Source organism: Nostoc sp., from assembly GCF_036917655.1.
GTDB lineage: Bacteria > Cyanobacteriota > Cyanobacteriia > Cyanobacteriales > Nostocaceae > Nostoc.
In genome coordinates this window covers 18,917-45,916 of record NZ_JBALCY010000059.1, presented here as the reverse complement: position 1 = coordinate 45,916, position 27,000 = coordinate 18,917, and the positions used below count along the sequence as shown (strand labels likewise).

Here is a 27,000-nt window from a genome sequence, read left to right as displayed (position 1 = left end):
GAAGGTTAATTTGGGAATACCTCAACAAGATATTGTGATTGGTTTTCATTCGCCATTTAAGCGTCAGTTTACAGAATATGCAGTTAGTTAAAACAGCAATCAGTTCAAAGTTGAATTACCAGCCGCAAGCAGCTGATACAAACATTGAGGCAGACATATATCTGTTCGCTCGCCTGCGGCAATTTTCGCTTTCCCAACGGTTAAAAATGTTCATGGCTCATGATCGAGGAGTGAAGAAACTTTGCCTTGCAGGAATTAAATTTCGACATCGGGGAGCATCTTTAGAGGAAATACGCCATGTTTTTACCCGTGCTGTACTAGCAGAAAAATATAGGGTTGATTTCCATCCCAAAGGTAATGATGAGAACATGTGGATTCAGGATTCTATCTCTTTAGCGGCAGAGCTACACCAAATTTTTGAGTCAACTAATATCCCTTACTACGTAAGCGGTGGTGTTGCAGCTTCGCTACACGGAGAACCGCGTTCGACTCGTGATTTAGATTTGGTAATTGAAGTCCAGCCGGAGCAAATCAATTTTTTGGTGGCAACACTTGAAGGTGCAGGATACTATTGTCCAGCAGGTGCGGTTGAGGGTTTAAAGCAAGGACGTGAGCGAATGCTGAATATTACACATACCGAAACTATTGCTAATGCTGACTTATATATCACGGACGGTTCAGCATTTGCAGTATCCCAAATGGTACGTCGCCAGCTAATTGACTTAGAAGGAATACCTAAGTTTTGGGTGGCTTCGGCAGAAGATACAATTTTACAGAAATTGCGATGGGGTAAAGGAAGTCAATCTGAAAAACAGTGGCGCGATGTGTTAGGGATATTAAAATTACAGGCAGAAGGTTTAGATTACACATACCTGACACAATGGGCAGAAATTTTGGATTTGGTTGATGTTTTTAGCCAAGCATTTACTGAGGCTGGTCTTTGAATTGGGAAAGATATACATTGATTCGGGTGCCCAAAAGCTTCTGGCTGCTCGAAGAGGGGAGGTGAAAATTAATGAATTACAGTGCAGATTCTTTACCACCAATTAAATTAATTCCAATTGAAGATGCAGCACTTACTAGAGAATCAGGAGGAATTAAAAGACCTGTAAAAACAACCCCACCAACTGATGTCCGGTGGGTAAAGGTGCTGGAGTTTTTACGCAGCAATAACCTAGCACCAAACAGCCGTAAGCTTTATGAGCGGGAACTAAAGCGGTTTTTGGCTTGGAGTGAGCTACACTATCATGAATTGCGTCCACGTCACCTTGCGCTATATAAAGAATACTTGCTCTCTGAAGTGCGGACTGATGCAGGTAAACCGCTTTCAAAAAGCAGCATCAATGCTGGGATTGCGGCACTCAAAAGCTTTTTCAAATGGATGTGCTATACGTATCCTAAGCTAATTGCTACTAATCCTACACTAGGGATTAAACTGGAAAAAGTGCCACTGCCACCAGACCAGAGTTTGACCCCAGAACAGATGGAACGGGTGTGGTCAGCATTGGAATTGCTGGGAGAGACAAAGCAACGGGATATAGCGATCATTCACTTTATTATCCACTTATCGTGTCTCATCACTTCCGTCTTTTATATTCCTGTAACAATCTTTTATTCTTGCCAAGAGAATAAAAACTGGGATGCTCCCTAATGGTAGTGGTTATGCTTTGTGTCCTCGGCAGATTTTGCCTCAAGTCAAAACAATTTTGGTAATTATCATGAAAACAAATTACAAACTGTATAATTAACGATGTTGCTCATAATCATCATCGAAAGAGAGCGCAATGATTGCCCTACCGGGAGTTGCCATTCAAAGCAAGATATATGAAAGTTCGGCATCTTTGGTGTATCGGGGCATCAGGGTACAAGATAATTTGGCGGTAGTCGTAAAAATACTCAAGCAAGATTATCCCTCTCCCCAGGAACTAACCCGCTACAGACAGGAATACGAAATTACCCGCTTCCTTAACCTGGGAGGAGTTGTCAAGGCGTACAGTCAGCAGGAGTATCAACGCACTCTCGTCATTCTCTTAGAAGACTTTGGCGGAGAGTCTCTGGAGCAATGGATGCACAAGTGCCCAGATTTCTCCCCCATGCCCTTATCTGTTTTTTTGCGTCTTGCCATCAATCTGAGCGACATTCTGGGTAGAATCCATGCAGCTAGTGTCATTCATAAAGATATCAATCCGGGAAACATTGTTCTCAATCCAGATACTGGCGTTGTCAAAATTATTGACTTCGGGATTGCTACCCAATTTAATCACACAAATCCGACTTTCAAAAGTCCTCATGTGTTAGAAGGCACACTTGCCTACCTGTCTCCAGAGCAAACCGGGCGGATGAATCGTTCGCTCGATTACCGTACCGATTTTTACTGCCTTGGTGTGACGTTCTACAAACTGCTAACCGGACATCTGCCGTTTCCAACAACGGACATCCTTGAGCTAGTCCACTGTCATATAGCTAAACAGCCTGTTCCGCCTCATGAAATAAATACAACGATTCCCAAGCCAGTTTCAGATATCATTCTCAAACTGATGGCGAAAAATGCCGAAGATCGCTATCAGAGTGCCTGGGGAATCAAAGCAGATTTAGAAATTTGTGCCGCTCAATTAGCAGAAATCGGTCAAATCTCTAGCATTCAACTAGCTCTTCAAGACGTTTGCGATCGGTTTCAAATTCCCCAAAAACTGTATGGACGGGATAAGGAAGTTGCAATGTTACTGGCAGCGTTTGTTCGCGTAGCGTGTCCAGCTTTACCAAACAATTCAGAAACGACTTCACAAAGGGAACAAAGAGGCAAACCAAAATTCCAAGTCGAGATGATGTTGGTATCTGGCTACGCTGGGGTTGGCAAATCAGCGTTAGTGCAGGAACTCTACAAACCCATTACTGCAAAGCGCGGTTATTTTGTCTCTGGTAAGTTTGACCAATTTGGGCGCAATATTCCCTACAGCGCGATCGCAGATGCTCTGCAAAAATTGGTAAGACAAATACTCTGTGAATCAGACGAGCAAGTGCAACAATGGCGATCGCGTCTACTTACAGCTTTGGAAAACAATGGACAAATCATTATTGATGTGATCCCAGAAGTGGAGTTAATTATTGGCAAGCAGCCACCTGTATTGGAAGTTGGCGCAACCGAAGCCCAAAACCGCTTCAATCGCATTTTTCAATCATTTGTGCGGCTGTTTTGTTCAAAAGCACACCCGCTTGTGATTTTTTTAGATGATTTGCAGTGGATAGACTCAGCAACACTGAAGTTAATTGAATTGATGCTGCTGGATCAGCAAACTCAATTCTTATTTTTAATTGGAGCCTATCGAGATAATGAAGTAAATCAAACACATCCACTGATATTAACTTTGGAGAGATTGCGAAAAAAAGGAGCAGTACTTCAAGAAATTATCCTGAAACCCTTAACGTTGGAGCCGTTAAGTCAGTTAATTGCCGAGACGTTGCATCACAATACTGATACCTATCTTTCCTTGGCTGAGTTGGTATTGCGTAAAACTGAAGGCAATCCTTTCTTTGTCAATGAATTTTTGAGAATGCTGTCTAGCGAAAATTTATTGACCTTTGATGCTGAAAACTTAAGTTGGCAGTGGAACATTGCTCAAATTCAAGCTAAAAATATCACCGATAATGTTGTGGAGTTGATGCTTGGCAAGTTGAAGAAATTGCCAGAGAACACACAGCAAATTCTCCGTTTAGCTGCTTGTGTCGGGGCTGAATTTGATTTAAATACTTTATCAATTATTTGTGAGAAATCATCTAAAACGATTTTCCAAGATTTATTAGCAGCGATACAAGCTGGATTAATCCAACCCGTATCTGAATTAGACGAAGACTTGTTAATTCAAGAGTATAAATTCTCGCACGATCGCGTGCAACAAGCAGCCTACGCCTTAATTGATGAGGCGCACAAGCAAATTGTTCATTTACAAATTGGTCGCAATCTGCTACAAAATACTTCACCAGAGCAGATAAAAGACAGGCTGTTTGAAATTGTCGATCATCTGAATCAGGGGATTGAGCTTGTTACCAATCAACCAGAACGAAATGAAATTGCTAGATTAAATTTAATTGCTGGTCAGAAAGCAAAGGCAGCGATCGCCTATAGTATGGCGAAAAAATATTTAGCCAAAGCCAGAGAATTGATGGCAGCTTCTAGCTGGCAAACCAACTATGAGTTGACCTTAAATTTATATTTAGAAATAACAGAAGTCGAGTACTTGTGTGGCGATTTTGAGCAGGTAGAATATTGGGTGGCGATCGTTGTTCAAGAAGCTAAAACTATCCTCGACATCGTAAAAGTTTACGAAGTCAAAATTCAAACCGACATGGCACAGAGCCAGCCATTGAAAGCAATTAATACTGCATTGCAAGTTTTGCAGCAACTAGGGATCAGTTTTCCCAAAGAGCCAAGTAAGTCAGATATTCAGCTGGAATTAGACACAATTACATTACTTCTGGGTGAGAAGCCGATTGTGGACTTGAGATATTTACCAGCAATGACCGAGCCGGAGAAGTTGGCGGCAATGCGAATTCTATCAAGTATTATGATTGCTGCCCAAATAGCTGCTCCTGATTTGATGCCGCTACTGGCATCGAAACAGGTCAACTTGTCAATCCAGTATGGCAATACGTTTACCTCTGGTTTTGCTTATGCCAACTTTGGGTTAATTCTTTGTGGAATGGTGGGAAACATTGAGTCAGGCTACCAATTTGGGCAGCTTGCTCTTTTGTTGTTGTCACAGTCTACTAATACTTATTCACTCAGAGCTAAGACATTTTTCATTGTATATGTCTTCATTATTCACTGGAAAGAACATATTAGAGAAACATCTCAGCAATTACCCGAAGGTTATCAAAGTGGGTTAGAAACGGGAGATTTAGAGTTTGCCGCCTATTGCGCTCACACTTACTGCCTGCAATCCTTTCTTGCCGGAAAATATCTCGTGGAACTTGAACGCGAGTTGAGAACTTATGGTCAAGCAATCCATCAAATCAAACAGGAAACACCACTCGCCTGGAATCAAATATTTCAGCAGTCTGTCTTAAATTTGATGGGATGTTCGGGCAGTCTAACTCATCTAATTGGCGAAGCTTACAATGAGGAGAATAGACTGCCACAGCATGAAACAGATGGAGCCGTAATTTTTCTAGTACACTTCAACAAACTTTTCCTCTGCTATCTATTTTCTGAGTATTCTCAAGCAGTTGAAAATGCTAGGAAAGCCGAAAGACATTTACTTAAAGCAAGAGGGACAGCCCTTTTTCCTTTGTATTACCTCTATGACTCTCTGGCAAAGCTCGCGACATACCCCGAAAGCAGCGATCAAACGCAGGGTGAAATTATCAAAAACGTCGGTGTTAGCCAGGCGAAAATAAAGCGATGGGCAGATTATGCGCCAATGAATCATTTGCATAAATATCATTTGCTGCAAGCAGAGATTGCAAGAGTTTTAGGTCATTTTTTTGAGGCAGAAGAATTTTACGAACAAGCAATTCTTGGAGCTAGAGAAAATAAATATATCCAAGAAGAGGCGTTAGCTTATGAATTGGCTGCAAAACATTATTTGGCGCGAGGTCGGGAAAAGTTCGCCCAAACTTACATGAAAGAAGCTCATTACTGTTATGAGCGTTGGGGAGCGACTGCAAAGGTCAAAGATTTAGAAACTCGCTATCCACAGCTATTTCCTCAGTTATCAGATGTGGCTTACACGCCAATTCCCAAAGTTTCTAAAACGACTTCTAACAGTTCACCTATCGCTTTTGATTTAGCAGCGGTACTAAAGGCATCTCAGGCAATTTCTAGTGAAATTAAACTGGATCAATTGCTCAAGTCCTTGATGAAAATCTTAATTGAGAATGCTGGCGCACAGACAGGAATTTTGATTTTGGAGAATTCAGGAGAATGGTTGATTGAAGCTGCTTGTGAACTAAATGATAGTGATGGTGAGAATGCCTATACTACGCAAGTTTTGCAATCTATCCCAACAGCAAATCATCTTCCAGAATCAATTATTAATTATGTTATTCGGACTCATGAATGTGTCATTTTAAATGATGCGATTCGTGAAGGTAATTTTATTAATGAACCATACATTCAACACCATCAACCTCAATCAATCTTATGTATGCCGATGCTGAATCAAGGTAAGCTCGTCGGCGTATTGTATCTAGAAAATCAACTAGCGGCTGGGGCATTTACACCAGAGCGAGTCTCCTTTGGAGACGCTACGCGATCGCAAGTTTTAAATCTTTTATCGACACAGGCAGCGATCGCAATAGAAAATGCCAGACTTTACTCAAAGCTTTGCGCTAGCGAAAGTAAGATGGCTCAATTCTTAGAAGCAGTGCCGGTAGGAATTGGAGTCGTGGATACGCTTGGTCGCCCTTGCTATGCCAATCAACAGGCAATTCAGCTATTAGGTAAAGGCATTGTTCCTGGTGCGACACCAGAGCAACTTGCAGAAATTTATCAACTTTATCTGGCGGGAACAGATCGAGCATATCCCATTGAAAACCTTCCAGTGATGCGGGCGTTGAAAGGCGATCGCACAAGAATTGACGATTTAGAAATTCGCCAAAACAATGCAACCATCCCGGTTGAAGGTTGGGGGACACCCATTTTTGACGAACAGGGCAAGGTGATTTATGCGATCGCAGCTTTTCAAGACATCACCGAGCGCAAACAAGCAGAGCAACTGTTAGCCAATTACAACCGCACTTTAGAACAACAGGTAGTAGAACGAACAGCAGCTTTACAGCAAAGCGAAGCCACACTGCGCCACCGAGAACAGGAGTTACGTCTGATTACCGACGCTCTCCCCGCTTGTATCTGTTATATAGATGCAGATCGGCGCTATCGATTTGCCAACCGAACTTATGAGGATTGGTATGGCTGTAGTCGAGATAAGATTTTGGGTAAGCAGGTTTGTGAAGTCATGAGTGAGGCAGCTTATCAAATTATTGAACCATACATCAATCGAGCGCTAGCGGGAGAGACTATAACTTATGAGGCAGAATTACCTTTGCCGATGGGCAAAAAGTATGTTGCTGTCACCTCCATCCCTGATTTAGATATCAATGCTCAGGTGAGAGGATACTATGGTTTGATTACAGATATCAGCGAACAGCGAAACGCGGCACTGCGCGAACGCAAACGCGGCGAAAATGCATTAATTTTGGAAGAACGCAACCGTATGGCGCGAGAAATTCACGATACGCTAGCCCAAGCTTTTACTAGCATCATTGTTCACTTAGATGCTGCCTCCCAGCGCCTCAAGCTCGATCCAGATGCCGCCCAGTCACACCTGAAAACAGGGCGCGTTTTGGCGCGTTCTGGGCTTGCCGATGCTCGTCGTTCGGTAGAAGCACTCCGCCCACAGATATTAGAAGAAGGGAATTTGTATAGCGCCCTGGAGCGATTCATGAATCAGATGTTTTCCCTGACATCCGTACAGGTAGTTTGCAGCGCGATCGGCGAACCCTATCCTTTACCGAATGAGGTCGAAGTGAATCTGCTTCGCATCGGGCAAGAGGCGTTAACCAACGCTTTTAAGTATGCGAATGCAAGGGAAATCTGGGTTGAGTTGCGGTATGAACCATCGCAGTTCGTCTTGGAGATCGGAGACAATGGGCAAGGGTTTGAAAGCAGCAGTCTGTCTATCGGTCGGGGCTTTGGGTTACTCGGAATGACCGAACGCGCCCAACGGATTGGAGCAGAATTGACGATTCAAAGCCACCTGGGACAAGGGACAAAAATCGTAGTTAAAGTTCAAACACTATGACGCACCCACATCGCTCATCCCCTACACCTGATTCCTGTGCGATCCGCGTCTTGATCGGCGACGATCATCCATTTATGCGTGAAGGTTTGGCAGCTGTAATCGACTATAAACCTGATATGACCGTAGTTGGACAAGCCTGCAACGGTTACGAAGCAGTAGAATTGTTCCGCCAACATCAACCCGATGTCACATTGATGGATTTGCGAATGCCTGAGATGGACGGCGTTAAAGCGATCGCTACCATCTGCGCTGAGTTTGCCGATGCTCGAATCATCGTCCTGACAACCTACGACGGTGACGAAGACATCTATCGGGGATTGCGGGCAGGCGCAAAGGGCTATGTCTTAAAAGATGCAGAACCAGACGAACTTCTAACAGCGATTCGGGCAGTTCACAACGGTAAACAATATATCCCCCCAGCCGTGGGCGCAAAACTAGCAGAACGGCTACATAGTCCAGAACTGAGCCAGCGTGAGTTAGAAGTGCTGCGGCTGATGGCAACGGGTAAGAGCAACTTAGAGATTAGCACTGTCTTGGGAATCGCTGAGGGAACGGTCAAATTTCATGTTAAAAATATTATTAGTAAGTTGGGAGTAAGCGATCGCACTCAAGCGATGATTGTTGCTCTCAAGCGCGGCATTATTACACTTTAAAAATTTAGCTCCAGAGTCATCACCTGCTCTTGAGAATAGGTTATTTCTAGCCCTGAGAGTAAGTTAATTGCTATCCATATTGCTAGTACAAAAACTTCTCGCAGGGGATGTGACAAACCGGGAGAATTTCCATATTATCAGAATTAAGAAACGATATTCAATTTCTTATACCAATTTGAAAAAAAAGAATACGACAGATACATACTCTCAAACCCTTGTGATATCTAGTTTTCTGAATTTTGAATTTTGAATTTTGATTTTTGAATTGGTATTATATCATGTCCGGGTAATTCGTTGTGATTCCCATAGTTATTGCAGCCCACACGCCAGATGCTCCACTTGGGGAGACCCCAAGACCGCACTGGCTCCCCTTAATCCCCTCCCCGCTCTTCGGGAGGGGAGACAAAGCATAGCTTTGGCGGGGTGGGGTTCTTCGGGTTTAATAAGCAATCAAGCGGACATGATATTACTGTTCTTTCCAGCATTTTCATCGGCAAGATGCTATGCACAGACCGCAGAAAAAAATGATGAGTCAGACAAGCGATAGTGATAGGCTGCTCATGCCAGTTTCAAAACACGACCATACCCAAGGAGGAATGGATGCATCAGTCATATTAGTGGAATACGGGGACTATCAATGTCTTTCCTGTGGTGAGGTTAACAGGATGATTCAAAAGATTCAGCAACAGATCCAATTGTGCTTTGTATTCCGCCATTTCCCCCGCACACACCTTCATCCCCAAGCACAAAAGGCAGCAGAAGCGGCAGAAGCCGCCGCCGCACAAAATAAGTTTTGGCAAATGCATAATACCTTATTTGCGAATCAATCTACACTTGATAATGGATATCTTCTACAGTATGCCCATGAGATACAGCTTGACATCGATCCATTCCTTCGGCACATGACAGACCATGTTCATGCTGAACGGGTCACTCAAGACATTGAAAGTGGTATACAAAGTGGTGTCAGTAGTACGCCAGCTTTATTTATCAACAAAATTCGCTACAGGGATGCCTGGGATATGGAGAGACTACTCATAGCGATCGCCCAAGTTAAAAATTCTGGTGTTACATAATAGCGGGATGAATTTAGGCAAGCATGAGAGGTAACTTAATCTGGCTCGACTCGATGAGGAAAAGATGACAATGAACGCTCTAGAAATTGTTAAGCAGGCTTACATTTACCCGCACTAATATCAGCCTAATTAGTCGTTTTAATTCGTCTTATCTATCAAAATGTTTCACAGATTTTAACAGGAGGTTCACAGATGAAGATTTTTGTTGCAGGCGCAACGGGAGTAATCGGTCGTCCGCTAATCGCGCAATTGCTTGCCAAAAGTCATAATGTGGTTGCATTGACCCGTTCTTCAGAAAACGCGCAAACTTTAGTCGAACAAGGTGTGGAACCTGCGATTAGGCAGAGCCTACGCTTCGCGATCGCAGATGTATTTGATGCTGATGCTGTCAAAGCTGCTCTAGTTCGCGCTCAACCGGAAGTGGTAATCGAACAACTCACCGCACTACCCAAAACCTACACTGGCGAATCGATGAGTGCTGCCGCACCATTCAATCGGCGTATTCGTTTAGAAGGGGGTGCTAATGTGTTGGCAGCAGCACAAGCGGCAGGCGTGCGCCGTTACTTGAGACAGTCGATCGCATTCTGGGGAGTTCCTGGTACTGGATTGGCAGACGAAGAAACACCGCTATCGTTGGATGCTTCGCCCGCCGTTGCCACCGATGCACACACAGTCACCGAAATTGAGCATCACCTCCTTGAAACGCCGAATCTAGAAGGGATTGCTCTGCGTTATGGCTTCTTCTACGGGTCTGGGACTTGGTTTGCTGCCGATGGTGACGCTGCTAACCAGGTGCGACAGCAACAGTTCCCAATCGTGGGGAATGGAGAAGGCGTATGGTCGTGGTTACACGTTGACGATGCAGCGATCGCTACAGTTGCAGCAGCAGAACGAGGCAATCCTGGCATTTACTTGATTACGGGCGATCGCCCCTTAGCAGTGCGCGAGTGGCTTCCTGCCTATGCCCAATGGCTCAATGCACCACCACCTCCGCAGATATCAGTTGCAGAGGCACTGAAAGTAGGTGGTGCGGATGCCGTCTACTACGGTACGCAGATGCGGGGCGCATCCAATGCTAAGGCAAAACGCGAACTCAATTTTCAGCCGCGATCGCTGGAATGGCTGGTTGAAAGTGCCGTTGCTCGTGCAAGCTAACGTACTAACACTAACTATTAAGGATCGAATGGCACTAAGATAAGCCCAAAGCCTTGTGTTGCCTCGTTCCCAGCCTGAAGGCTGGGAATGTATTCCAAGAGGGCTGCTGCCTCTCGTCAAGAAAGAGGAGGCGGCAGCCCTCCCAGGATGGGTTCCCAGCCTTCAGGCTAGGAACCAGTCAGGGCAAGGGTTATATCTTAACTTAGTGCCATTCTATTAAGGATCATTCCTTACAAAACGGGGTTTTAACTATGAGATTACGTCTACTTTGGATTTTTACTGACTAAAGGAGAAAGAATCATGACTCGCTATGACTACATTGTGATTGGTGCCGGGTCAGCAGGCTGCGTAGTTGCCAACCGTCTGACCGAAGACCCTGATACGACTGTATTGTTACTCGAAGCCGGCAATCCAGATACAAAACCAGAGATTCAAATTCCGTTAGACTGCACAACCCTACTTGGTACTGAGGTGGACTGGGGTTACTTCTCTGAACCAGAGCCGTATCTCGACAATCGCAAAATCTTTTGTCCTCGTGGCAAAGTCTTGGGAGGCAGCAGTTCAATCAATTTCCTGCTGTATGTCCGAGGGAATCATCACGATTACGATCGCTGGCAGTCACTAGGCAATCCCGGTTGGAGTTATCAGGATGTATTGCCCTATTTCAAGAAATTTGAGCATCAGCAACGCGGTGCCTCCGAATACCACGGTGTAGATGGCGAGTTGAGTGTCACCGATCTGATTGCTCCTGCTACAATATCCCAACAATTTGTAGAGGCAGCAATAACGCTGGGTTATGACTACAATCCTGATTTCAATGGCATCCAACAGGAAGGAGTAGGGCCATTTCAATTGACGGTCAAAGATGGGAAACGGCATAGTGCTGCGGCTGCTTTCCTCCTGCCCATTCTCGATCGCCCCAATTTAACTGCAATGACTGGAGCTTGCGTAACTCGGTTGTTATTTGAAGGAACTCGCGCCGTTGGAGCAGAATATCTGCACAAAGGAACACTGCACCAGTCCAGGGTCGATCGGGAAGTGATTGTTAGTGCAGGCGCATTCGATTCGCCCAAGTTGCTGATGCTGTCTGGCATTGGAGATGCAGCACAATTACAAGCAATGGGGATTTCTGTTGTCGTTGATTTGCCTGGTGTCGGTCAAAATCTACAAGACCACATTGTTGTTCCTTTTCCATACGAAGCAACTGGTGATTTACACACGGCAATTACCAGCAATGGCATCGCCGAAGCTGTATTGTTTTTGCATAGTGAAGGTAATTTGGAAGCTGCACCGGATTTAGAGCTGGTCTTCGGCCCGATTCTGTGGGCACCTCCTGGCTATCCCAACTCTGGTTTAGGCTTCACGGGTCTAGTCGTTTTGACTCATCCCCAAAATATTGGCAGTGTCAGTTTGCGTTCGCCGGATGCCAAAGATGCACCAATGATTCGATTGAACTATCTGCAAAGTCAATCCGATGTGAAAAAGCTAATTGATGGAATTAAATTAATGCGCCAATTGTTTCATACCAGTGCCTTCGATCCGTTTCGAGGTCGGGAAGTTGCTCCTGGTGCCGACGTGACTAGTGATGCAGCACTCGAAGCTTATATCCGCAACGTTTGCGGTACGGTGTTTCATCCTATCGGCACTTGCAAAATGGGAACTGACTCTATGGCAGTTGTAGACCCCGAACTACGGGTACATGGAGTTCAGGGGTTGCGTATCGTCGATGCTTCAATCATGCCAACTGTAATTACGGGACATACGAACGCGGCCAGTATGATGATTGGCGAAAAAGCAGCTGCTTTAATTAAAACAGCAGGTAGCTTTTCAAAGCAAGGACAGAAAGCAATTGCCAACTGACTCGCTCAATGACCGGACAATTTAGAAGTTACTAAGTGACGATTCTTCATGCCAGTTAAAATTTTGAGGTAGAAGAAAAATGAAGATTGCTCAATATGGAACAGCGATCGTGGTTCTTCATGCGATCGCTAATGCATTACATGGTTTAGCACATATAGAAATCCCAGTTCCCCTCTCTGTGCTTCAGAGTTCGTTTGTGGCGATTGTGACTTTTCTAATTCCCATCATTGCAGCTGTTTTAGTTTGGACACAGTTTTACCGCCTCGGTAGCTGGCTGTTGCTGGGTTCAATGGCAGGATCGCTGCTTTTTGCAATCTACAATCATTTGCTTGTAATTAGTCCGGATCATGTTTCTCAAGTTGCCTTTGCAGGTTGGGGAATGCTATTCCAAGTTACAGCCATCTTGATATTAATTGTGAATGGATTTGGCTGTTGGGTTGGTATAGTGGCATTGAAAACGGCGACTCAGCAAGAACAAGTTTTGTAAACTACTTCTCGGCGTGGCGGGAGTCTTCTGAGGCTGCTAGATGAGTATTTGAGTTCACATTTATTTCTCATCAAGGTTGATTGAATATGTTCGATCTCGACCAAACGATTCAAGACCGGCACTCAACACGCAAATTCTTATCTCAACCAGTGCCGCAAAATTTGCTTGATGAAGCTCTCACTTTAGCCCAGTTCGCGCCGTCAAATTCAAACATCCAGCCGTGGCGCATGGTGTTTGCTGTTGGTGTCCGTCGCGATCGCCTCCAAGAGGCTTTGCTAAACCAAGCCAAGCAGCAACTGCCTAACATCCCACCACTTCCAGAAGCCTTCCAGCATTACCGCCAGGAACTAGGCGTGCAAGTCTACGGATCAATGGGCATTGCTCGTGACGATAAAGCGAATAGAACACAAGCCGTTCTCCGCAATTACGAATTTTTTGGCGCACCAGTCGTTGGTATTGTTTGTATGCACCGAGACCTTGGCGTTGCGGATGCTGTGAGTGTGGGGATGTATCTACAAACGCTGGTGTTGTGCCTAACTGCTCGCGGACTTGGCACTTGCGTAGAGGTTTCACTAGCGGGTTATCCCGAAATCATCCGTAACGAATTGAACATCCCACCGGAATTATTGATTATTTGTGGTTTAGCCGTTGGCTATTCCGATCCTGATTTCTCCGCTAATCATCTGCATATTAGCCGTGAATCTGTTGAGAAAAACGTTACGTTCCTCGACCATTAAAGCCTGTTTTTCCTTATTTTAGGAGATTTTGACATGGATAATGTAATAGCTTCAACCAATTCACCTGTTGTGACACCACCCGAAATTACATTGGTTCCTAATAACTCACTATTGACTGAGACACCAGAAGCAGGACGACAATTGGCAGTCAAAATGGCACGGCTAATTATTAAACTGACTCAGCCGGATGAAGAAAAACGCAACCAACTGCGAGACGTATATGGTAACGATGCCATGATGCTGATTGCCGTTGGACAGACGGTGGCAACAGAGTTTGCCACAATTGCTGCTGCTAACAATTACTGGCGTAAATAGTCTCTCAAAATCGCTCTTATGGGTTAATGTGTTCAGATTTTGGAGGAATGTACCATGAAAGTTTTAATTCGAGTGATCGTCAGCTTTTTTGTATTCGTTGTCGATGTCGTCTATGGAAATCGTTCCTACGCTCGGTTTTATGTACTGGAAACCATCGCCCGCGTTCCTTACTTTTCCTATCTATCAGTGCTGCATCTCTACGAAACGCTTGGTTTTTGGCGCAAAGCTGACTTGTTAAAAGTTCACTTTGCTGAAACCTGGAACGAATTACATCATCTGTTGATTATGGAATCATTGGGGGGCAATCGTATTTGGGGCGATCGCTTTATCGCCCAACATATTGCAGTTGCTTACTACTGGGTGGTCGTGCCCCTCTATATGCTATTTCCCAGCTATGCTTACTACCTAATGGAGCTAATTGAAGATCATGCCTACCACACCTATGACGACTACTTGAAAAGTAATGAGGAGGAACTGAAAACTCAATCCGCTCCCCAGGTAGCGATCGACTACTATCGCGATGGCGATCTCTATATGTTTGAGGAAATGCAGACTACACCAGGTCGTGAATTTCGCCGTCCTACTGTGGATAATCTGTACGACGTGTTTACGAACATCCGCGAGGACGAATGCGAACACGTAAAAACAATGAAGGCACTCCAGCAACCGCAAGCGCGGCTAACCTTTCACAGTCCTCATACAGTTTTCATTGCGGCAAAAGCTTTACCCATCGAAGGAGAAATTTGATATGAACCACACACTTAAACATAAACGCGCCCTCGTCAGGGGTTTAGCCAACACTTGCTAAAGCCGCAGGTTGCGTTTCACAGAAAGCGATTGGGCAAAGCCCACGCTACGCGAACGCAAGTTAACGGGTAGTGAAATTTTTACTTAGAGATATCAGTGTTGACGCAAAATTATTTTTTACGTCAGCACCGACAGCTCACTGCGATCGCGCTCTTACGTCTGAGAGAATGTTTATAAAATAAATCCAAATAACTCCAAACAAATGACAAATGGCAAAAGACAAATAACCCTTTGTTCCACAAAAATTTATCCTCAACTATGAGCAACCTCAGAGACAGGACACAAACTTGATGTCAGAGTAAGAATATCAAGTTAGGAGTTCGTGAAATTATGAATACCAAAGTTGCATCATCTAACACTTCTTTTACTGCTACCTTACAAGATTTAATTGAATACCCTACAAGTGGCATTTTGAGTAAAGTATTACTCAAAGATAACAACAGTCAATATAGTTTATTTTGTTGGGCTGCGGGTACGGAAATTGGCGAACATACTTCCAATCGTAACGCGGCAATAACAGTAGTGGAAGGAAGAGGAAATATCAATTTAGAAGGGAGAGATATTACTTTAGCACCAGGAGTATTTGTATTCATACCAGCAAATGCACCTCATGCAGTGCAAGCGCAAGAAAATCTGGCTTTCTTGCTGATATTTTCGGGAAATTCCTAGTTAACTTAGCCCTGATTTGATTGAGATGATGGCGAAACTCAACCTTTCTATAGGAATCCGTTTTGATTTTTGAAAAAAAATAAGTACTTGTAGGGTGGGCATTGCCCACCATATGTGTATTTTTGAAAATCAAATAGTAGCCCTATAAACTTTCGTCCCCTTCTGCTATTTTATTTAAAGCATCCACATCCAAGATAGTAATTTTCCCGCCCCGTCGATAATTAACTACAGACTTTAAACTCCCCAGCAAACGTACGCATTCCTCATAAGTAATGCCAATACTCCGAGACATTTGATAGTAAGAAAGATTCACCTTTAAATATTGCCCCTCTTTGGATATTTCCGTACCATAATGCAACATTGTATACTGAATAAACCTCGCTAACCTAACTATTGCTCTTTCCGAAATTAATCCGTGTATGGTGTTGTGGAGTAGCTGAAGGCGTTGATTCAAAACAGTCATCATCCGTAAGGCTATTTCTGGAGTTTGTCGAATAGCTTCCAGCAATGCTGTCCTGTCAATTGTGATAATTTGACAGTCTTGTTCACAAACCACCGTTGCTGGTGCCGTACCATCCCCAAGTAGCGCATGTGCGGCAAAAATTTCCCCACTGTATAAGATTCTTAATATGGTTTCTTTACCTGTTGCAGCAGTTTTCTTAAGATGAATTCTCCCAGATGCAATAGCATACAGTTTTGCTGCTAATAATTCACCTTCGTGAAAAATAATTTCTTCACGCAAATATTGACGCATTTTAGCATGGGGTATTAGTTGCTCTAATTCTTCTGATTTTAACTCAGCAAAAATGTGAACTTTACCTAAATCTTTGACAGTCACTAACATAATGATTTCGCGCTATGTAAATAGACGTAATTTATTCAATAACTTTTCTCTGAAAACTGAGCTAGCTCAAAGATTTTATTTATAATTTCTGTCATCTTAAGATGATAACAAATGGCATTCAGACATTAAAAGAATAAAAAAATACTTTATTTTTGATAAAAATATTGATGTACTGAAAATAAAAATACGGCTTAAAGGAGATGACAAAAATGACATCTAGATTAGAGACATTAGCCAAACTTTACTTACAAAGTCAACCAGTCGATATCTCTGAAGAAACTAAAAATGAACTTTGTGATTGGTTGATGAGCGAGTTTCAACAACTTCCTCTTAACGTTCAATTTTCTGATTATATGCGCTATGAAACAGTAGTAGAAATGTTTGCAGATATTGAGCAAGGACACCTCTGGGAATCAGCAGAAAGCTATGATAGTGCAATTTATCCTAGCCCTTTTTATGGATTTGCATTTCTGGCGATTCATGATTATGACCACTATCAAACTGGTGGAGATTTTAATCTTGCAGGTGAAATCAAAGCTTATCAAGCAACTGCTCATCGCGTTAAGAGTTTGGAAATTCAAAAAATTCTCTACTCGGAAATAGTATTGAAATCCGCAGCCTACATTTATCTCGGTCATGCCCCAGAACAAAAGATTGTTTTTCCCTAATTATCTGGATTGAAAATCATGTTTAATCACCTCATATTCTTGCGCCACTGCACAATAGTCCTGCCAACGACACCCCGGTTTAGCTAGCACTGCTCTAATGTCGCTAATCGCCTGGGGTAGCAATTGCAATTGCTCGGCTCGATATGCGATCGCGGATTGTGTCAGCTCACTCCCCAGAATTATCGCAGCAGCTTCGAGCGCCTGGGTATTGTTCATGGCGCTGGCGAGATTCTTCAAAGCCATGCCCATCAGCCGCAGACATTCTTGGGCATTCTCTTTCGGTGCTTGGGCAGCTAGCGATCGCCTCCGGGGGGCGGTTACGCCATCGCTAAATTCTTGGCAATTCTTCGGTCTATGTTTGGATATGGTATTAATTAATGCTCATCTGTGCTAATACCCAAATTCCTTTTCCCCGTTCCCTGGTTTATGCTACCTATCGGGACAAACTGGTTGAGCTAGTTCCCTATATGCCAAACGTGCGCGACATCGAAGTTAAATCACGTAGTGAAGTAGGCAGTAATATTTATACTGTTAATGAGTGGCATGGTGGTAGCGAAATTCCAGCAGCAGCAAGAGTTATCCTCAGTGAAGATATGCTCTCGTGGACAGAATACAATACGTGGAATCAGGCTCTGTTTACAGTTGAATGGCGTATTGAAACTCACGCTTTCACAAAAGCAGTCAAGTGTTCTGGCAAAAATCGCTTTCTGTCAGATGGCAATACGACAATAATTGAAAGCCGTGGTGAACTAGCGATCGCAACATTATAAACTTTAGTAAAGCAAGTTCAGGAGGCAGGAGGTCGAAGGCAGTTCTTGCTGGAGGAACCCACGTTTAAAAACGTGGGATTGAAGTAAGGACGCTTTATACCTCGCGCTGCGCGTCTCGGTATAATTCAATATTAAACTGAGCTTTAAACTCAGCAACTTTTGTTTTAATTAATATTTCTAACCTCCTGCCTTCTGCCCCCTGCCTCCTGCCTTCTTTGTAAATCTGACACTTGATGCCAAGCAACAGGGGGATGAAATCTGGGCGATAGGTGGAGGTTGCTTGTTAATCAAATAATTCTAGCGTTTACTGATTTTTTGAGATTTACCCAGGCAAAAATATGCCAGTTAATTTAATTCTTTTAGTAGCGGCAGTGATTGTTGCTTTGATAATTTTCAGGGCATTACTGGATTTATTTAAGACATTCCTCAGTACAGCAATCGCAATTGTTATCATCGTGATTATCTTGAAGGTTTTAGGATTTAGCCCACAAGATTTAATGCACGAAATTGTTAACTTACCTCAAATTATCAACCATTTGATCGCCGGGAACAAGTAATAATTGCACTATGTAGTTAGAGATTTGCTAACCTCTAGTTGAAAAGTTCATTCCTCATCATCCTCCTCGTCATAATAATCGTAATCATCGCCAAAATCCTTACTTAACTTTCAAGTGCGCCTTCTGACGATCGCGTTGCGAAAGCTTATGTGGACTGAATAATAAGGTATTCAATCCAGCATTGTTGAGTTGAGTTACTAATCAGAGACGACCCAGTTAAACCTTGACTCGTCGGAGTCAGCTTTACTCCTGATCCTGATCGTGATCAATTTTTTCGATATCATCAGGTGTACCAGTAGCAGAAATTTTTGATGTGCCAGATTTACCTGCACCCGAATTGCCGCCAGAAGCGCCAGCACCGCCTGAGTGTTTAGAATCCGTGTTGCCTTGTTCTTCTTGAAGCTGTTCAAGACGGTTTTTTTCTTGAGCTTTATCTTTTTGGTCAGCCATATCTTAAAAACATTTTTAGCGTAGCGATCACTCTTAACTCTACCATTTTCCTTATTCTGGCGACACCAAAGGCAAATGCTCTTAATTTGTCAGTTCTGGCGGATAATCAGCTAGTCGGCACGCTCCCCATAATACCCTTGGAACCAAATCAGCTAAACCTATTCTCAGATTTGACACTCGCACCAGCACCTCTGTCAAACGGCTTATTTGGAGATACCAGAGTCCCCTCTGCACGGTTTGAAAAAGGCTTTATCAAAGTTCCGGCTGCTGAGTTGCAAGAAACTGATGATGCGATTCATCTAAAACTAGAACTACCAGGACTTGAAGCTAAAGACTTAGATATTCAAGTCACCGAAGACGCTGTTCACATTAGCGGTGAGCGCAAGTCTGAAGCTAAAACCGAAAACAATGGCACTACTAAGAGTGAATTCTACTATGGTAAATTCCAACGTGTAATTCCTCTATCTGCTCGGATTCAAAATACCAATGTCATCGCAGATTATAAAGACGGTATTTTGAACCTGACACTACCCAAGTCCGAGCAAGAAAAGAATAAAGTTGTCAAGGTTAATCTGGAACAACCTGCTGCATAGTGTGAAACTATTTTTCAATAATTGATTGAGATAGCTAAGAGCTTGGTTATGAGATGACCAAGCTCTTTTGTAGCAATTGCCTGTGAGGGAGCGATCGCTTCCAGCACTTCACTTTGCTCAATCGCCTATGTCAATAGCGTAGCTTATCGCTGATAATAAGACTTGATTTTGGATGATCTTCCATGATAACCTGCGTTTGTCTCTTAAACTACGGTTTCAGCGATAGCTTTATCGTGGTTTTAATAGCATACTGTATTTTTTATTTGAATTTGCCCTAGTTGGCACAATTAATTCTAAAACTGTCTTGAGAGAAAACTCATGGTCATTACAGAAAGACGTAAACTTGGACGTTCAGGACTAGAAGTCTCACCAATATCTTTTGGTGGCAACGTGTTTGGCTGGACAATTGATGAAAATACTTCATTTGAGATTTTAGATCACTTTATAGCGGCTGGAGGTAATTTTATTGACACAGCTGATGTCTATTCCAAGTGGGTAAGAGGAAATATTGGTGGAGAGTCTGAGACAATTTTAGGAAAATGGCTCAAGCAGCGTGGTCATCGTGACCAAGTGGTGATTGCAACTAAGGTTGGCAACGATATGGGTGTTAAAGGCAAAGGGCTTTCTCGCAAACACATTCAACAAGCTGTTGAAGACTCATTGCAAAGGTTACAAACTGATTATATTGATTTATATCAATCGCATATTGACGATGAAAGTACTCCACTTGAAGAAACTCTTGAAACCTACGCAGAATTGATTCGTCAAGGAAAAGTACGTGCGATTGGTGCTTCAAACTATAGTGCAGAGCGTCTGCGGAGGGCATTAGAAATCAGCCGTCAGCATAGCTATCCTCGGTACGAAAGCCTTCAGCCCCGTTATAACTTGTATGACCGAGATGGCTATGAGCAGGATTTACAACAAATTTGCCAAGAACAGGAAATTGCTGTGATTAGCTATTCTTCTCTGTGCAGTGGCTTTCTCTCTGGGAAATATCGCTCAGAAGAAGATTTGTCTATTAGTCTCCGCGGTAGTTCTGTAAAAAGATATTTAAACCCTCGTGGTTTAGGAATTCTAAAGGCAATTGATCGGGTAGCAAAGACTTATAATTCTACTCCTACCCAAGTTTCTTTGGCGTGGCTCATTGCTAATCCGACCATTACTTCCCCTATTGTTAGTGCAACAAAGGTTGAGCAGCTCGACGATATCATCAAAGCTGTCAATATAAAGCTCGACCAAGATGCTATTAACCTTCTCAATCAAGCCAGTTCCTCAAACAGCTAGTACCGCATTTTGATGGAATTTTTATTTCCTCTCTACGAAACGCTACTCGCGATCGCTTGAAAAAGTTTAAATTACGATGCCATATTCAAAGGTTCTGGCAATTTGGCATAACTTGTCTGTGAATTGCAATTTAAATAAGATATCAAGAGAACGCAACAGTCACAAATCGCCAGTTGTTGACCCAAAGCTGTAGAATAACTCAGCAGCCAACCCACAGCCCTCGGTCATCGCAACTCTTGGAGACGCGCAAGGGACGCCACAACTGGTTAGTGCGGAATTCCCCACCCTCTACCATCTTCGATAGTGACCCCATCTGTAGCCCCCTCTTCCAAATCCGAAGTTGATGCCAAAAGTAGGATAGGGCGACCCGTAGATGGCATAGGGGTTGTAGATGTAAGCAGGAGGAGGCGCTACGGTGTAATAACCATCTTCATTACAAACCTGAGTAGTCTGTTGCACAATTGTTTTAGATACAACATTCTCTTGCCCAGCATAAGGTAGATTCAAATAACCATCCTGAAAACCACGAGCAAATTCACCTCCCGCAGCCCGAGGTTTATAAGCAACTCTATTCCGAGCGCTTTGTTCTCCTTCTCGAAAACCATTTGCATAAGCATGGGAGTGGTCAGCCGCCGATTCTTTGACCACCCTATTGTCAGTAACAGGATGACAATAAACAACCCTATCAGCTTTAGCGGCTTGGGGAAAAAGTAAAGATGTTGAGCCAGCGATTAAACTGAATATTGCAGCAACAACTATTTTCTTCACAGCCTTTAACCTCATTTATGCTTAATGCTCTAAGCCCTTTAACTTTAATTATAAAACCTGAATTATCAGGTGACATGAGCCAAAAATTAGAAATCCCCTGTCAACACCCCTGTCTTTAGGCTAGGGGATTCTAGCCTAAAGTCTTAGGAATACCACGGCGCAATAGTTTATTTATTCTCTGGCGAGCTCCCGCGCAATGTCCATGTTTGCTGCTAGAACGCACACGCTTTTTACCTACTGGCACGTCATACCACAGCAGGTAATCATCCTCTAATTTCTCCTCCAAGCGCTGCGCTAACCTCCTCTCGCCAGGGGTGATCCGCATTCAGCAACTATTACAGCAATTTTCAGGTAAATAGACCACAGTGGTTGAACCAACCGAGAGCATCATCTTCGGTAATGTAATTGACAGCAAGCGCCATTGCAAGGCCATCGTGATTCCAGTGTACGTGCTTCGCAGGAACGGAGAAATTGCTTTAGTTTCGACCAACACAGTTCTATAGGGGATAAATCAGGAGAATAAGGGGGCAAAAACTTGATTTTTGCACCGACTGACTCGATTGCCACTCTGATACACTCAGCGTGATGAACCCGGAGATTATCCATGACCACGATTGCCCCTTTCCATAACTGAGGTATTAATATCTCAGTTTGGCTTTTGATATCCTCCACGTCGTTTTGCCTCGATTTGTCCATTTGTCCGAGCCTGACACAGTAGATTTCTTACTGCGATCGCCAGGAATAAAACTGTACCAATTGAAGTCTCGGAAATTTAGGAGCTTCAAACCCAAGATGAGCCGTATTAAATTGCTGCACCAAATAGCCTATAGGTTAATTGGTACATTCGGAATTTTGAAAAATATCGGTTTGCAGAATGCTTATCCAGTAAGGGTTACAGCCTGAGCGTAACTTTCTGTTCGATTGCTCATTTACCCCCTAAACGTAGGGGTCTTAAACCCTTTAATTTACGATAAAGTAGGCGATTGAGGCAGAGAATATTCAAGGCTGCAAGAATAGGGAATCTCAAGTTGGTTCACAATTTACAAAGATTGCTCTTGCATAGCTACTCAAACATCCTTGTTTGCGTAAGGAAAGTGACGCAAATAAACATTGGCAAGAACACTCCAGGAGTAGATAAACTGGTAATCAAAACACCAGTAGCCAGGGGACTATTAGTAGACATACTAACTAAGTTCATACCTTGGAAACCATATCCTACTTGAAGGATGTATATCCCCAAGGCAAATGGCAAAAAAAGTCAAGGTGTAAATTTACTCAAAATACCTTTTTAGGATGTCGATTTTATATTGACTTCTGGTTGTCCTATTATCTACGCTGGGAGGTGTCATTTACAGTGATAGGATGTAAAATATGGGTTGCTTTTAGCAAAAACATTATCGTTGTGGAAGAAATAACTTTATCAGCCCTCTCTCTTCATACTCTTTTTTTGGGAAAGATATTCTGATGAGCAAGTATATTTTTAGTAGCCTTACAGATGATGAAGAACTTAATTTTTATGAAGATGCAGAGGTTTTTATCTTCCCCACTTCTTTCGCCCAGCAACGATTGTGGTTTCTCGATCAGTTAGCACCCGGTAATCCATTTTATAATGTGTCAACAGCACTTCGTCTGAGAGGTTCCCTAAACTTCACCGCCTTCAAGCAGACATTAAACGAAATTGTCCGTCGCCACGAAATCTTACGCACTATGTTTGTTATGGTACAGCAAGAACTAGTGCAGGCGATCGCTGCGTCAAGCTGCGCTAACGCACCCAGCTTAACCATACCTTTTCCCCTAATAGATATACGCAATTTCGATAGTCAAGAACGTGAGATACAAGTACAGCAAATCGCAACCGCAGAGGCTCAAAATCCTTTCAATCTCAATACCGGGCCATTGCTGCGAGTGAAGCTGCTACAACTAGATGAAGCAGAATATGTACTGCTACTAAATCTACATCACATTGTTGCTGATGGCTGGTCAATTGGAGTGCTAGTTAGAGAACTGGGGGTATTATACAAAAGTTTTGTAGAAGATCAGCGATATCTGATGTCTACGCCTCTGCCAGAACTACCCATTCAGTACGCAGATTTCGCCCAATGGCAACGGGAGTGGCTACAAGGCATAGGGACAAATGGCTGTTCGCCGTTACAAACGCAGTTAGCTTATTGGCAAAAACAATTAGACGGGATTTCGGCACTGAATCTCCCCACTGACCGACTAAGACCAGCAGTTCCAACACACAGGGGTGCAAAACATTTTCTAGAACTACCACAGTCCTTAACTCAAGGGCTAGAAGCACTTAGCTACCAAGAAGATGTTACGTTATTCATGACAATGCTGGCAGCCTTCCAGACTTTGCTATATCGCTACACGCAGCAAGATGATATTGCCGTAGGTTCGCCGATCGCTAATCGCAACCGAAGCGAACTAGAGGGGTTGATTGGTTTTTTTGTCAATAGTTTGGTGCTGCGTACAGATTTTTCAGGGAACCCGACGTTTCAAGAATTATTAAATCGAGTGCGAGAGGTAACTTTAGGAGCATACACCCATCAGGATTTGCCCTTTGAAAAGCTGGTGGAGGAACTTAATCCAGAGCGAGATTTGAGCCGCCATCCCTTATTTCAGGTTGTATTTAGCCTGCAAAATACTCCCATTGAAACGCTAGAGTTACCTGGGCTAAAGCTTTCGCTATTCGACTTCGACAGCAAAATTGCAAAGATTGATTTAGAGTTCCATGTGTGGCGAGACTTGGAAACTCTCAAAGGAGAAGTAGTATATAGCACTGATTTATTTGATCAAAGCACTATTACGCGAATGCTGGGACATTACCAAATACTGTTAGAAAGTATTGTTGTTAATCCAAAACAGCATCTTTCAGATTTATCTTTGCTTACTAAAGGAGAACTACAGCAGTTATTAATTGATTGGAACAACACTAAAAAAATTTACTCAAATAATAAATGTTTTCACCAGTTATTTGAAGCCCAGGTCGAGAAAAACCCAGATGCAGTTGCACTTGGATTTGGTAATCAACAACTCAGCTATAAAGAGTTAAATATACGCAGCAATCAACTTGCACATCATCTCCAAAAAATAGGTGTAACAATTGAATCTTTAGTTGGTATTTGTGTAGAGCGATCGCCAGAGATGATAATTGGGTTATTAGGTATCCTCAAAGCTGGTGGCGCATACCTACCTTTAGATCCTAGCTATCCTCAAGAGCGTCTTCACTTCATGTTGGAAGATGCACAAGTTTCAGTATTGCTAACACAAGGAAAATTGCTTCAGCATTTTACAGAATTCTCAAAACCAATTATTAGTATAGATAAAGATTGGGGAACCATTACACAACATAGTCAAGAAAACCCAAAGAGTTGTGTAACACTTGAAAACTTAGCTTATGTCATCTACACTTCTGGCTCAACAGGGCAACCAAAAGCCGTTTCTATAGAACACCGAGGATTGTCTAATTTAGCAGCAGATCAGATTGAGGTTTTTAACTTACAACAGAGTAACCGCATTCTGCAATTTGCATCATTGAGTTTCGATGCTTCAATTTTTGAGATTGTGATGGCATTGCAAATAGGGGCAACTCTTTATTTAGCAAATAAAGAATGTCTTCTCCCTGGAAAAGCTTTGCTCCAACTATTACGCGAAAAAGCTATTACTCACGTCACTTTTCCCCCGGCGGTTTTGGCAGTCTTACCTACAGAATCCCTCCCCGAATTACAAACTATTATTAGTGCAGGCGAATCATGTTCTGAGGATATAGTAAAACGTTGGTGGAGTTCTAGCCGGAGGTTTTTTAACGCTTACGGGCCTACTGAAGCAACCGTTTGGTCAACCGTTGCCGAAATTAAATCTGTAAGTGAAAAACCTCCCATTGGTCGCCCAATCGCTAACACTGAAATTTATATATTAGATAAATATTTACAACCTGTACCAATTGGAATTTTAGGCGAATTATATATTGGTGGTGATGGGCTAGCACGAGGCTATCTTAATTGCCCTGAATTAACTGCCGAAAAGTTTATTCACAATCCTTTTAATGATAAAAAGGGAGCAAGACTTTACAAGACTGGCGATTTAGCAAGATATCGACCAGACGGGAATATCGAATTTTTAGGACGCATCGATAATCAAGTAAAAATTCGCGGCTTCCGCATTGAGTTGTCCGAGATTGAAACAGTTATAATTCAGCATAAAAATATACAAGAAGTAATTGTAATTTCTCAAGGGGATCTATCCGATCGCAAGTATTTAGTAGCTTATATTATTTCTAAGTCACCGCCGGAGCAAACAATTATTGAACTACGTGAATTATTAAAAGAAAAATTACCAGAATACATGATACCAAAGGCTTTTGTAGTTCTGGATTCTCTGCCGCTAACAGCTAATGGTAAAGTGGATCGTTATGCACTAAAAGCAGTTGATATTCGGAGCCTCTCAATAGATAAAGCCTTTATTGCTCCTCGGACTCCAACTGAGTCAACCTTGGCAAAAATCTGGGCTGAAGTTCTTAGCATTGAAAATATAGGTATTTATGACAATTTCTTCGATTTGGGAGGTAATTCGCTGCTAGCTGTCCGTTTATTAGACCAGATCAACAAACAGTTTGAGCGCGATCTACCCTTATCTAATCTGTTTTTAAATCAAACGATTGAAAGTTTAGCGATCGCTCTATATTTAAAAACAGATTATTTGGCGTGTTCTCCTTTGGTTCCGATTCAACCGAATGGTTCAAATCCACCTTTTTTCTGCGTTCATCCAATATTTGGCGTTGTCTTTCCTTATTATGAATTAGCTCATCAATTGGGCAATAATCAACCATTTTATGGACTACAGCCTATTGGACTTGATGGGCAAACTCCACTAAACCGCATTGAGGATATGGCTAGCCACTACATTAAAGCGTTGCGCTCAGTACAAACCAAAGGCCCTTATTTTATTGGAGGTTGGTCTTTTGGAGGATGGGTTGCTTTTGAGATGGCCCAACAACTTCAAAATTCTGGGGAAGAAGTAGCTTTAGTTGCTGTGCTTGACACCATAGCACCAATTAAGAGCAATCTACCTTCTTTGAGTAATACTTTTAAGTTTCTTCTCACTACCGTAGTGCCATATATGTGGCCTTTTTTCCTCGATTATTTGCGTCTAATTACCGCTCCTAGTAAGAACCGAATATCTGAGGAATCCAAGTTAAGACTTTTAAGTGAGTCAGCAATTGTTCCTATGTTTCGTGTTTTTTACGCCAATAGCCAAGCAGTTCTCAATTACGTTCCACAAGTCTACCTTAAGCGAATTAATCTTTTCAGAACAAAAGTTCAGTTAAACATTGCGGAGGGAGAGCCGAGTATGGGTTGGGATCAGCTAGCTGTGGAAAGAACGGAAATTCATCATATTCCTGGCAATCACCTAACAATGCTGAGAAAACCTAATATCCAGGTTCTCGCCGCACAGTTAAGAGCCTGTATTGAGAAAGCACAAACCTTAAAATAAGGAATCAAT

Annotated in this window: 23 protein-coding genes and 4 pseudogenes; 21 read left to right on the top strand and 6 right to left on the bottom strand. The window is 42.9% G+C overall.

The window, feature by feature from the left end; translation table 11 throughout:
- Positions 1 to 7: 7 nt before the first annotated feature.
- The 13 genes and pseudogenes from V7K30_RS20140 to V7K30_RS20080 form a co-directional block, all read left to right on the top strand.
- Positions 8 to 91: pseudogene (locus V7K30_RS20140) on the top strand (element excision factor XisI family protein); the annotation flags it as partial.
- The gene (locus V7K30_RS20135) at positions 78 to 944 is read left to right on the top strand and encodes a hypothetical protein (RefSeq protein ID WP_335002239.1); all 867 of its coding nucleotides are present in this window, start codon (positions 78 to 80) and stop codon (positions 942 to 944) included. The pseudogene V7K30_RS20140 and the gene V7K30_RS20135, both read left to right, overlap by 14 nt.
- 71 nt (positions 945 to 1,015) lie before the next feature.
- Positions 1,016 to 1,564 (top strand): annotated as a pseudogene (locus V7K30_RS20130) (tyrosine-type recombinase/integrase); the annotation flags it as partial.
- A 220-nt stretch (positions 1,565 to 1,784) separates the two neighbouring features.
- Positions 1,785 to 7,799: an AAA family ATPase gene (locus V7K30_RS20125; protein WP_335002238.1), complete on the top strand. Its 6,015-nt coding sequence runs from the start codon at positions 1,785 to 1,787 to the stop codon at positions 7,797 to 7,799.
- Entirely contained in the window at positions 7,796 to 8,452 is a 657-nt protein-coding gene (locus tag V7K30_RS20120; protein WP_335002236.1) for a response regulator transcription factor, read from the top strand. The genes V7K30_RS20125 and V7K30_RS20120 overlap by 4 nt, the downstream gene beginning before the upstream one ends.
- A gap of 560 nt (positions 8,453 to 9,012) precedes the next feature.
- Positions 9,013 to 9,528 (top strand): DsbA family protein, encoded by a 516-nt coding sequence (locus V7K30_RS20115; RefSeq protein WP_335002234.1) that lies wholly within the window; start codon positions 9,013 to 9,015, stop codon positions 9,526 to 9,528.
- Between the two features lie 192 nt (positions 9,529 to 9,720).
- A complete protein-coding gene (locus tag V7K30_RS20110) occupies positions 9,721 to 10,683 on the top strand; it encodes an NAD-dependent epimerase/dehydratase family protein (RefSeq protein ID WP_335002232.1) in 963 nt (320 codons plus the stop codon).
- A gap of 300 nt (positions 10,684 to 10,983) precedes the next feature.
- Positions 10,984 to 12,543: a GMC family oxidoreductase gene (locus V7K30_RS20105; RefSeq protein ID WP_335002230.1), complete on the top strand. Its 1,560-nt coding sequence runs from the start codon at positions 10,984 to 10,986 to the stop codon at positions 12,541 to 12,543.
- A gap of 79 nt (positions 12,544 to 12,622) precedes the next feature.
- On the top strand, positions 12,623 to 13,030 hold the full coding sequence (locus V7K30_RS20100) for a hypothetical protein (RefSeq protein WP_335002228.1): 408 nt from the start codon (positions 12,623 to 12,625) through the stop codon (positions 13,028 to 13,030).
- A gap of 86 nt (positions 13,031 to 13,116) precedes the next feature.
- A complete protein-coding gene (locus tag V7K30_RS20095) occupies positions 13,117 to 13,767 on the top strand; it encodes a nitroreductase (protein WP_335002226.1) in 651 nt (216 codons plus the stop codon).
- Positions 13,768 to 13,800: 33 nt separating this feature from the next.
- Positions 13,801 to 14,082, top strand: coding sequence for a hexameric tyrosine-coordinated heme protein (locus V7K30_RS20090; protein WP_334860033.1), 282 nt, complete (start codon positions 13,801 to 13,803; stop codon positions 14,080 to 14,082).
- A 54-nt stretch (positions 14,083 to 14,136) separates the two neighbouring features.
- Positions 14,137 to 14,829 carry an alternative oxidase gene (locus V7K30_RS20085; RefSeq protein WP_335002224.1) on the top strand — a complete coding sequence of 231 codons (693 nt, stop codon included), beginning with the start codon at positions 14,137 to 14,139 and terminating at the stop codon, positions 14,827 to 14,829.
- Between the two features lie 390 nt (positions 14,830 to 15,219).
- Entirely contained in the window at positions 15,220 to 15,558 is a 339-nt protein-coding gene (locus V7K30_RS20080) for a cupin domain-containing protein (protein ID WP_335002222.1), read from the top strand.
- A gap of 142 nt (positions 15,559 to 15,700) precedes the next feature.
- Here V7K30_RS20080 and V7K30_RS20075 read toward each other — a convergent pair whose 3' ends face one another.
- Entirely contained in the window at positions 15,701 to 16,402 is a 702-nt protein-coding gene (locus V7K30_RS20075) for a Crp/Fnr family transcriptional regulator (RefSeq protein ID WP_335002220.1), read from the bottom strand.
- 209 nt (positions 16,403 to 16,611) lie between these two features.
- Here V7K30_RS20075 and V7K30_RS20070 point away from each other — a divergent pair, with 209 nt between their 5' ends.
- Entirely contained in the window at positions 16,612 to 17,070 is a 459-nt protein-coding gene (locus V7K30_RS20070; protein ID WP_335002218.1) for a hypothetical protein, read from the top strand.
- Between the two features lie 12 nt (positions 17,071 to 17,082).
- Here the strand turns inward: V7K30_RS20070 and V7K30_RS20065 are convergent.
- Positions 17,083 to 17,373 (bottom strand): annotated as a pseudogene (locus V7K30_RS20065) (hypothetical protein); the annotation flags it as partial.
- On the opposite strand from V7K30_RS20065, the gene V7K30_RS20060 reads away from it, so the two are divergent.
- From V7K30_RS20060 to V7K30_RS20050, 3 genes and pseudogenes are all read left to right on the top strand, one after another.
- The gene (locus tag V7K30_RS20060; RefSeq protein WP_335002216.1) at positions 17,285 to 17,464 is read left to right on the top strand and encodes a hypothetical protein; all 180 of its coding nucleotides are present in this window, start codon (positions 17,285 to 17,287) and stop codon (positions 17,462 to 17,464) included. The pseudogene V7K30_RS20065 and the gene V7K30_RS20060 overlap by 89 nt on opposite strands.
- Positions 17,448 to 17,828 (top strand): annotated as a pseudogene (locus V7K30_RS20055) (hypothetical protein); the annotation flags it as partial. The gene V7K30_RS20060 and the pseudogene V7K30_RS20055, both read left to right, overlap by 17 nt.
- Before the next feature lie 350 nt (positions 17,829 to 18,178).
- Positions 18,179 to 18,397, top strand: coding sequence for a hypothetical protein (locus V7K30_RS20050; RefSeq protein ID WP_335002214.1), 219 nt, complete (start codon positions 18,179 to 18,181; stop codon positions 18,395 to 18,397).
- Positions 18,398 to 18,640: 243 nt separating this feature from the next.
- Here the strand turns inward: V7K30_RS20050 and V7K30_RS20045 are convergent, their stop codons facing one another.
- The gene (locus V7K30_RS20045; protein WP_335002213.1) at positions 18,641 to 18,847 is read right to left on the bottom strand and encodes a hypothetical protein; all 207 of its coding nucleotides are present in this window, start codon (positions 18,845 to 18,847) and stop codon (positions 18,641 to 18,643) included.
- 191 nt (positions 18,848 to 19,038) lie between these two features.
- On the opposite strand from V7K30_RS20045, the gene V7K30_RS20040 reads away from it, so the two are divergent.
- Positions 19,039 to 19,440: an Hsp20/alpha crystallin family protein gene (locus tag V7K30_RS20040; protein WP_335002381.1), complete on the top strand. Its 402-nt coding sequence runs from the start codon at positions 19,039 to 19,041 to the stop codon at positions 19,438 to 19,440.
- 318 nt (positions 19,441 to 19,758) lie between these two features.
- Complete coding sequence (locus tag V7K30_RS20035; RefSeq protein WP_335002211.1) at positions 19,759 to 20,724, top strand: aldo/keto reductase; 966 nt, start codon at positions 19,759 to 19,761, stop codon at positions 20,722 to 20,724.
- Between the two features lie 288 nt (positions 20,725 to 21,012).
- Here V7K30_RS20035 and V7K30_RS20030 read toward each other — a convergent pair whose 3' ends face one another.
- From V7K30_RS20030 to V7K30_RS34320, 3 genes are all read right to left on the bottom strand, one after another.
- Positions 21,013 to 21,492, bottom strand: a complete 480-nt coding sequence (locus V7K30_RS20030) for a hypothetical protein (RefSeq protein ID WP_335002209.1) — start codon at positions 21,490 to 21,492, stop codon at positions 21,013 to 21,015.
- A gap of 130 nt (positions 21,493 to 21,622) precedes the next feature.
- A complete protein-coding gene (locus V7K30_RS20025; RefSeq protein WP_335002207.1) occupies positions 21,623 to 21,817 on the bottom strand; it encodes a hypothetical protein in 195 nt (64 codons plus the stop codon).
- A gap of 62 nt (positions 21,818 to 21,879) precedes the next feature.
- The gene (locus V7K30_RS34320; RefSeq protein WP_442941083.1) at positions 21,880 to 22,188 is read right to left on the bottom strand and encodes a transposase; all 309 of its coding nucleotides are present in this window, start codon (positions 22,186 to 22,188) and stop codon (positions 21,880 to 21,882) included.
- 287 nt (positions 22,189 to 22,475) lie between these two features.
- Between V7K30_RS34320 and V7K30_RS20020 the strand changes: the two genes are divergently transcribed.
- Both V7K30_RS20020 and V7K30_RS20015 read left to right on the top strand, forming a co-directional pair.
- Complete coding sequence (locus V7K30_RS20020; RefSeq protein WP_335002205.1) at positions 22,476 to 22,715, top strand: reverse transcriptase N-terminal domain-containing protein; 240 nt, start codon at positions 22,476 to 22,478, stop codon at positions 22,713 to 22,715.
- Positions 22,716 to 22,956: 241 nt separating this feature from the next.
- A complete protein-coding gene (locus V7K30_RS20015) occupies positions 22,957 to 26,991 on the top strand; it encodes a non-ribosomal peptide synthetase (protein ID WP_335002203.1) in 4,035 nt (1,344 codons plus the stop codon).
- The last annotated feature ends 9 nt before the right edge of the window (positions 26,992 to 27,000 follow it).

Bases quoted from the DNA above. Each gene is read 5' to 3' on its own strand.
- V7K30_RS20135 (WP_335002239.1), top strand. From the start codon at position 78: ATGCAGTTAGTTAAAACAGCAATCAGTTCAAAGTTGAATTACCAGCCG.
- V7K30_RS20125 (WP_335002238.1), top strand. From the start codon at position 1,785: ATGATTGCCCTACCGGGAGTTGCCATTCAAAGCAAGATATATGAAAGT.
- V7K30_RS20120 (WP_335002236.1), top strand. From the start codon at position 7,796: ATGACGCACCCACATCGCTCATCCCCTACACCTGATTCCTGTGCGATC.
- V7K30_RS20115 (WP_335002234.1), top strand. From the start codon at position 9,013: ATGCCAGTTTCAAAACACGACCATACCCAAGGAGGAATGGATGCATCA.
- V7K30_RS20110 (WP_335002232.1), top strand. From the start codon at position 9,721: ATGAAGATTTTTGTTGCAGGCGCAACGGGAGTAATCGGTCGTCCGCTA.
- V7K30_RS20105 (WP_335002230.1), top strand. From the start codon at position 10,984: ATGACTCGCTATGACTACATTGTGATTGGTGCCGGGTCAGCAGGCTGC.
- V7K30_RS20100 (WP_335002228.1), top strand. From the start codon at position 12,623: ATGAAGATTGCTCAATATGGAACAGCGATCGTGGTTCTTCATGCGATC.
- V7K30_RS20095 (WP_335002226.1), top strand. From the start codon at position 13,117: ATGTTCGATCTCGACCAAACGATTCAAGACCGGCACTCAACACGCAAA.
- V7K30_RS20090 (WP_334860033.1), top strand. From the start codon at position 13,801: ATGGATAATGTAATAGCTTCAACCAATTCACCTGTTGTGACACCACCC.
- V7K30_RS20085 (WP_335002224.1), top strand. From the start codon at position 14,137: ATGAAAGTTTTAATTCGAGTGATCGTCAGCTTTTTTGTATTCGTTGTC.
- V7K30_RS20080 (WP_335002222.1), top strand. From the start codon at position 15,220: ATGAATACCAAAGTTGCATCATCTAACACTTCTTTTACTGCTACCTTA.
- V7K30_RS20075 (WP_335002220.1), bottom strand. From the start codon at position 16,402: ATGTTAGTGACTGTCAAAGATTTAGGTAAAGTTCACATTTTTGCTGAG.
- V7K30_RS20070 (WP_335002218.1), top strand. From the start codon at position 16,612: ATGACATCTAGATTAGAGACATTAGCCAAACTTTACTTACAAAGTCAA.
- V7K30_RS20060 (WP_335002216.1), top strand. From the start codon at position 17,285: ATGGCGCTGGCGAGATTCTTCAAAGCCATGCCCATCAGCCGCAGACAT.
- V7K30_RS20050 (WP_335002214.1), top strand. From the start codon at position 18,179: ATGCCAGTTAATTTAATTCTTTTAGTAGCGGCAGTGATTGTTGCTTTG.
- V7K30_RS20045 (WP_335002213.1), bottom strand. From the start codon at position 18,847: ATGGCTGACCAAAAAGATAAAGCTCAAGAAAAAAACCGTCTTGAACAG.
- V7K30_RS20035 (WP_335002211.1), top strand. From the start codon at position 19,759: ATGGTCATTACAGAAAGACGTAAACTTGGACGTTCAGGACTAGAAGTC.
- V7K30_RS20025 (WP_335002207.1), bottom strand. From the start codon at position 21,817: ATGCGGATCACCCCTGGCGAGAGGAGGTTAGCGCAGCGCTTGGAGGAG.
- V7K30_RS34320 (WP_442941083.1), bottom strand. From the start codon at position 22,188: ATGGACAAATCGAGGCAAAACGACGTGGAGGATATCAAAAGCCAAACT.
- V7K30_RS20015 (WP_335002203.1), top strand. From the start codon at position 22,957: ATGAGCAAGTATATTTTTAGTAGCCTTACAGATGATGAAGAACTTAAT.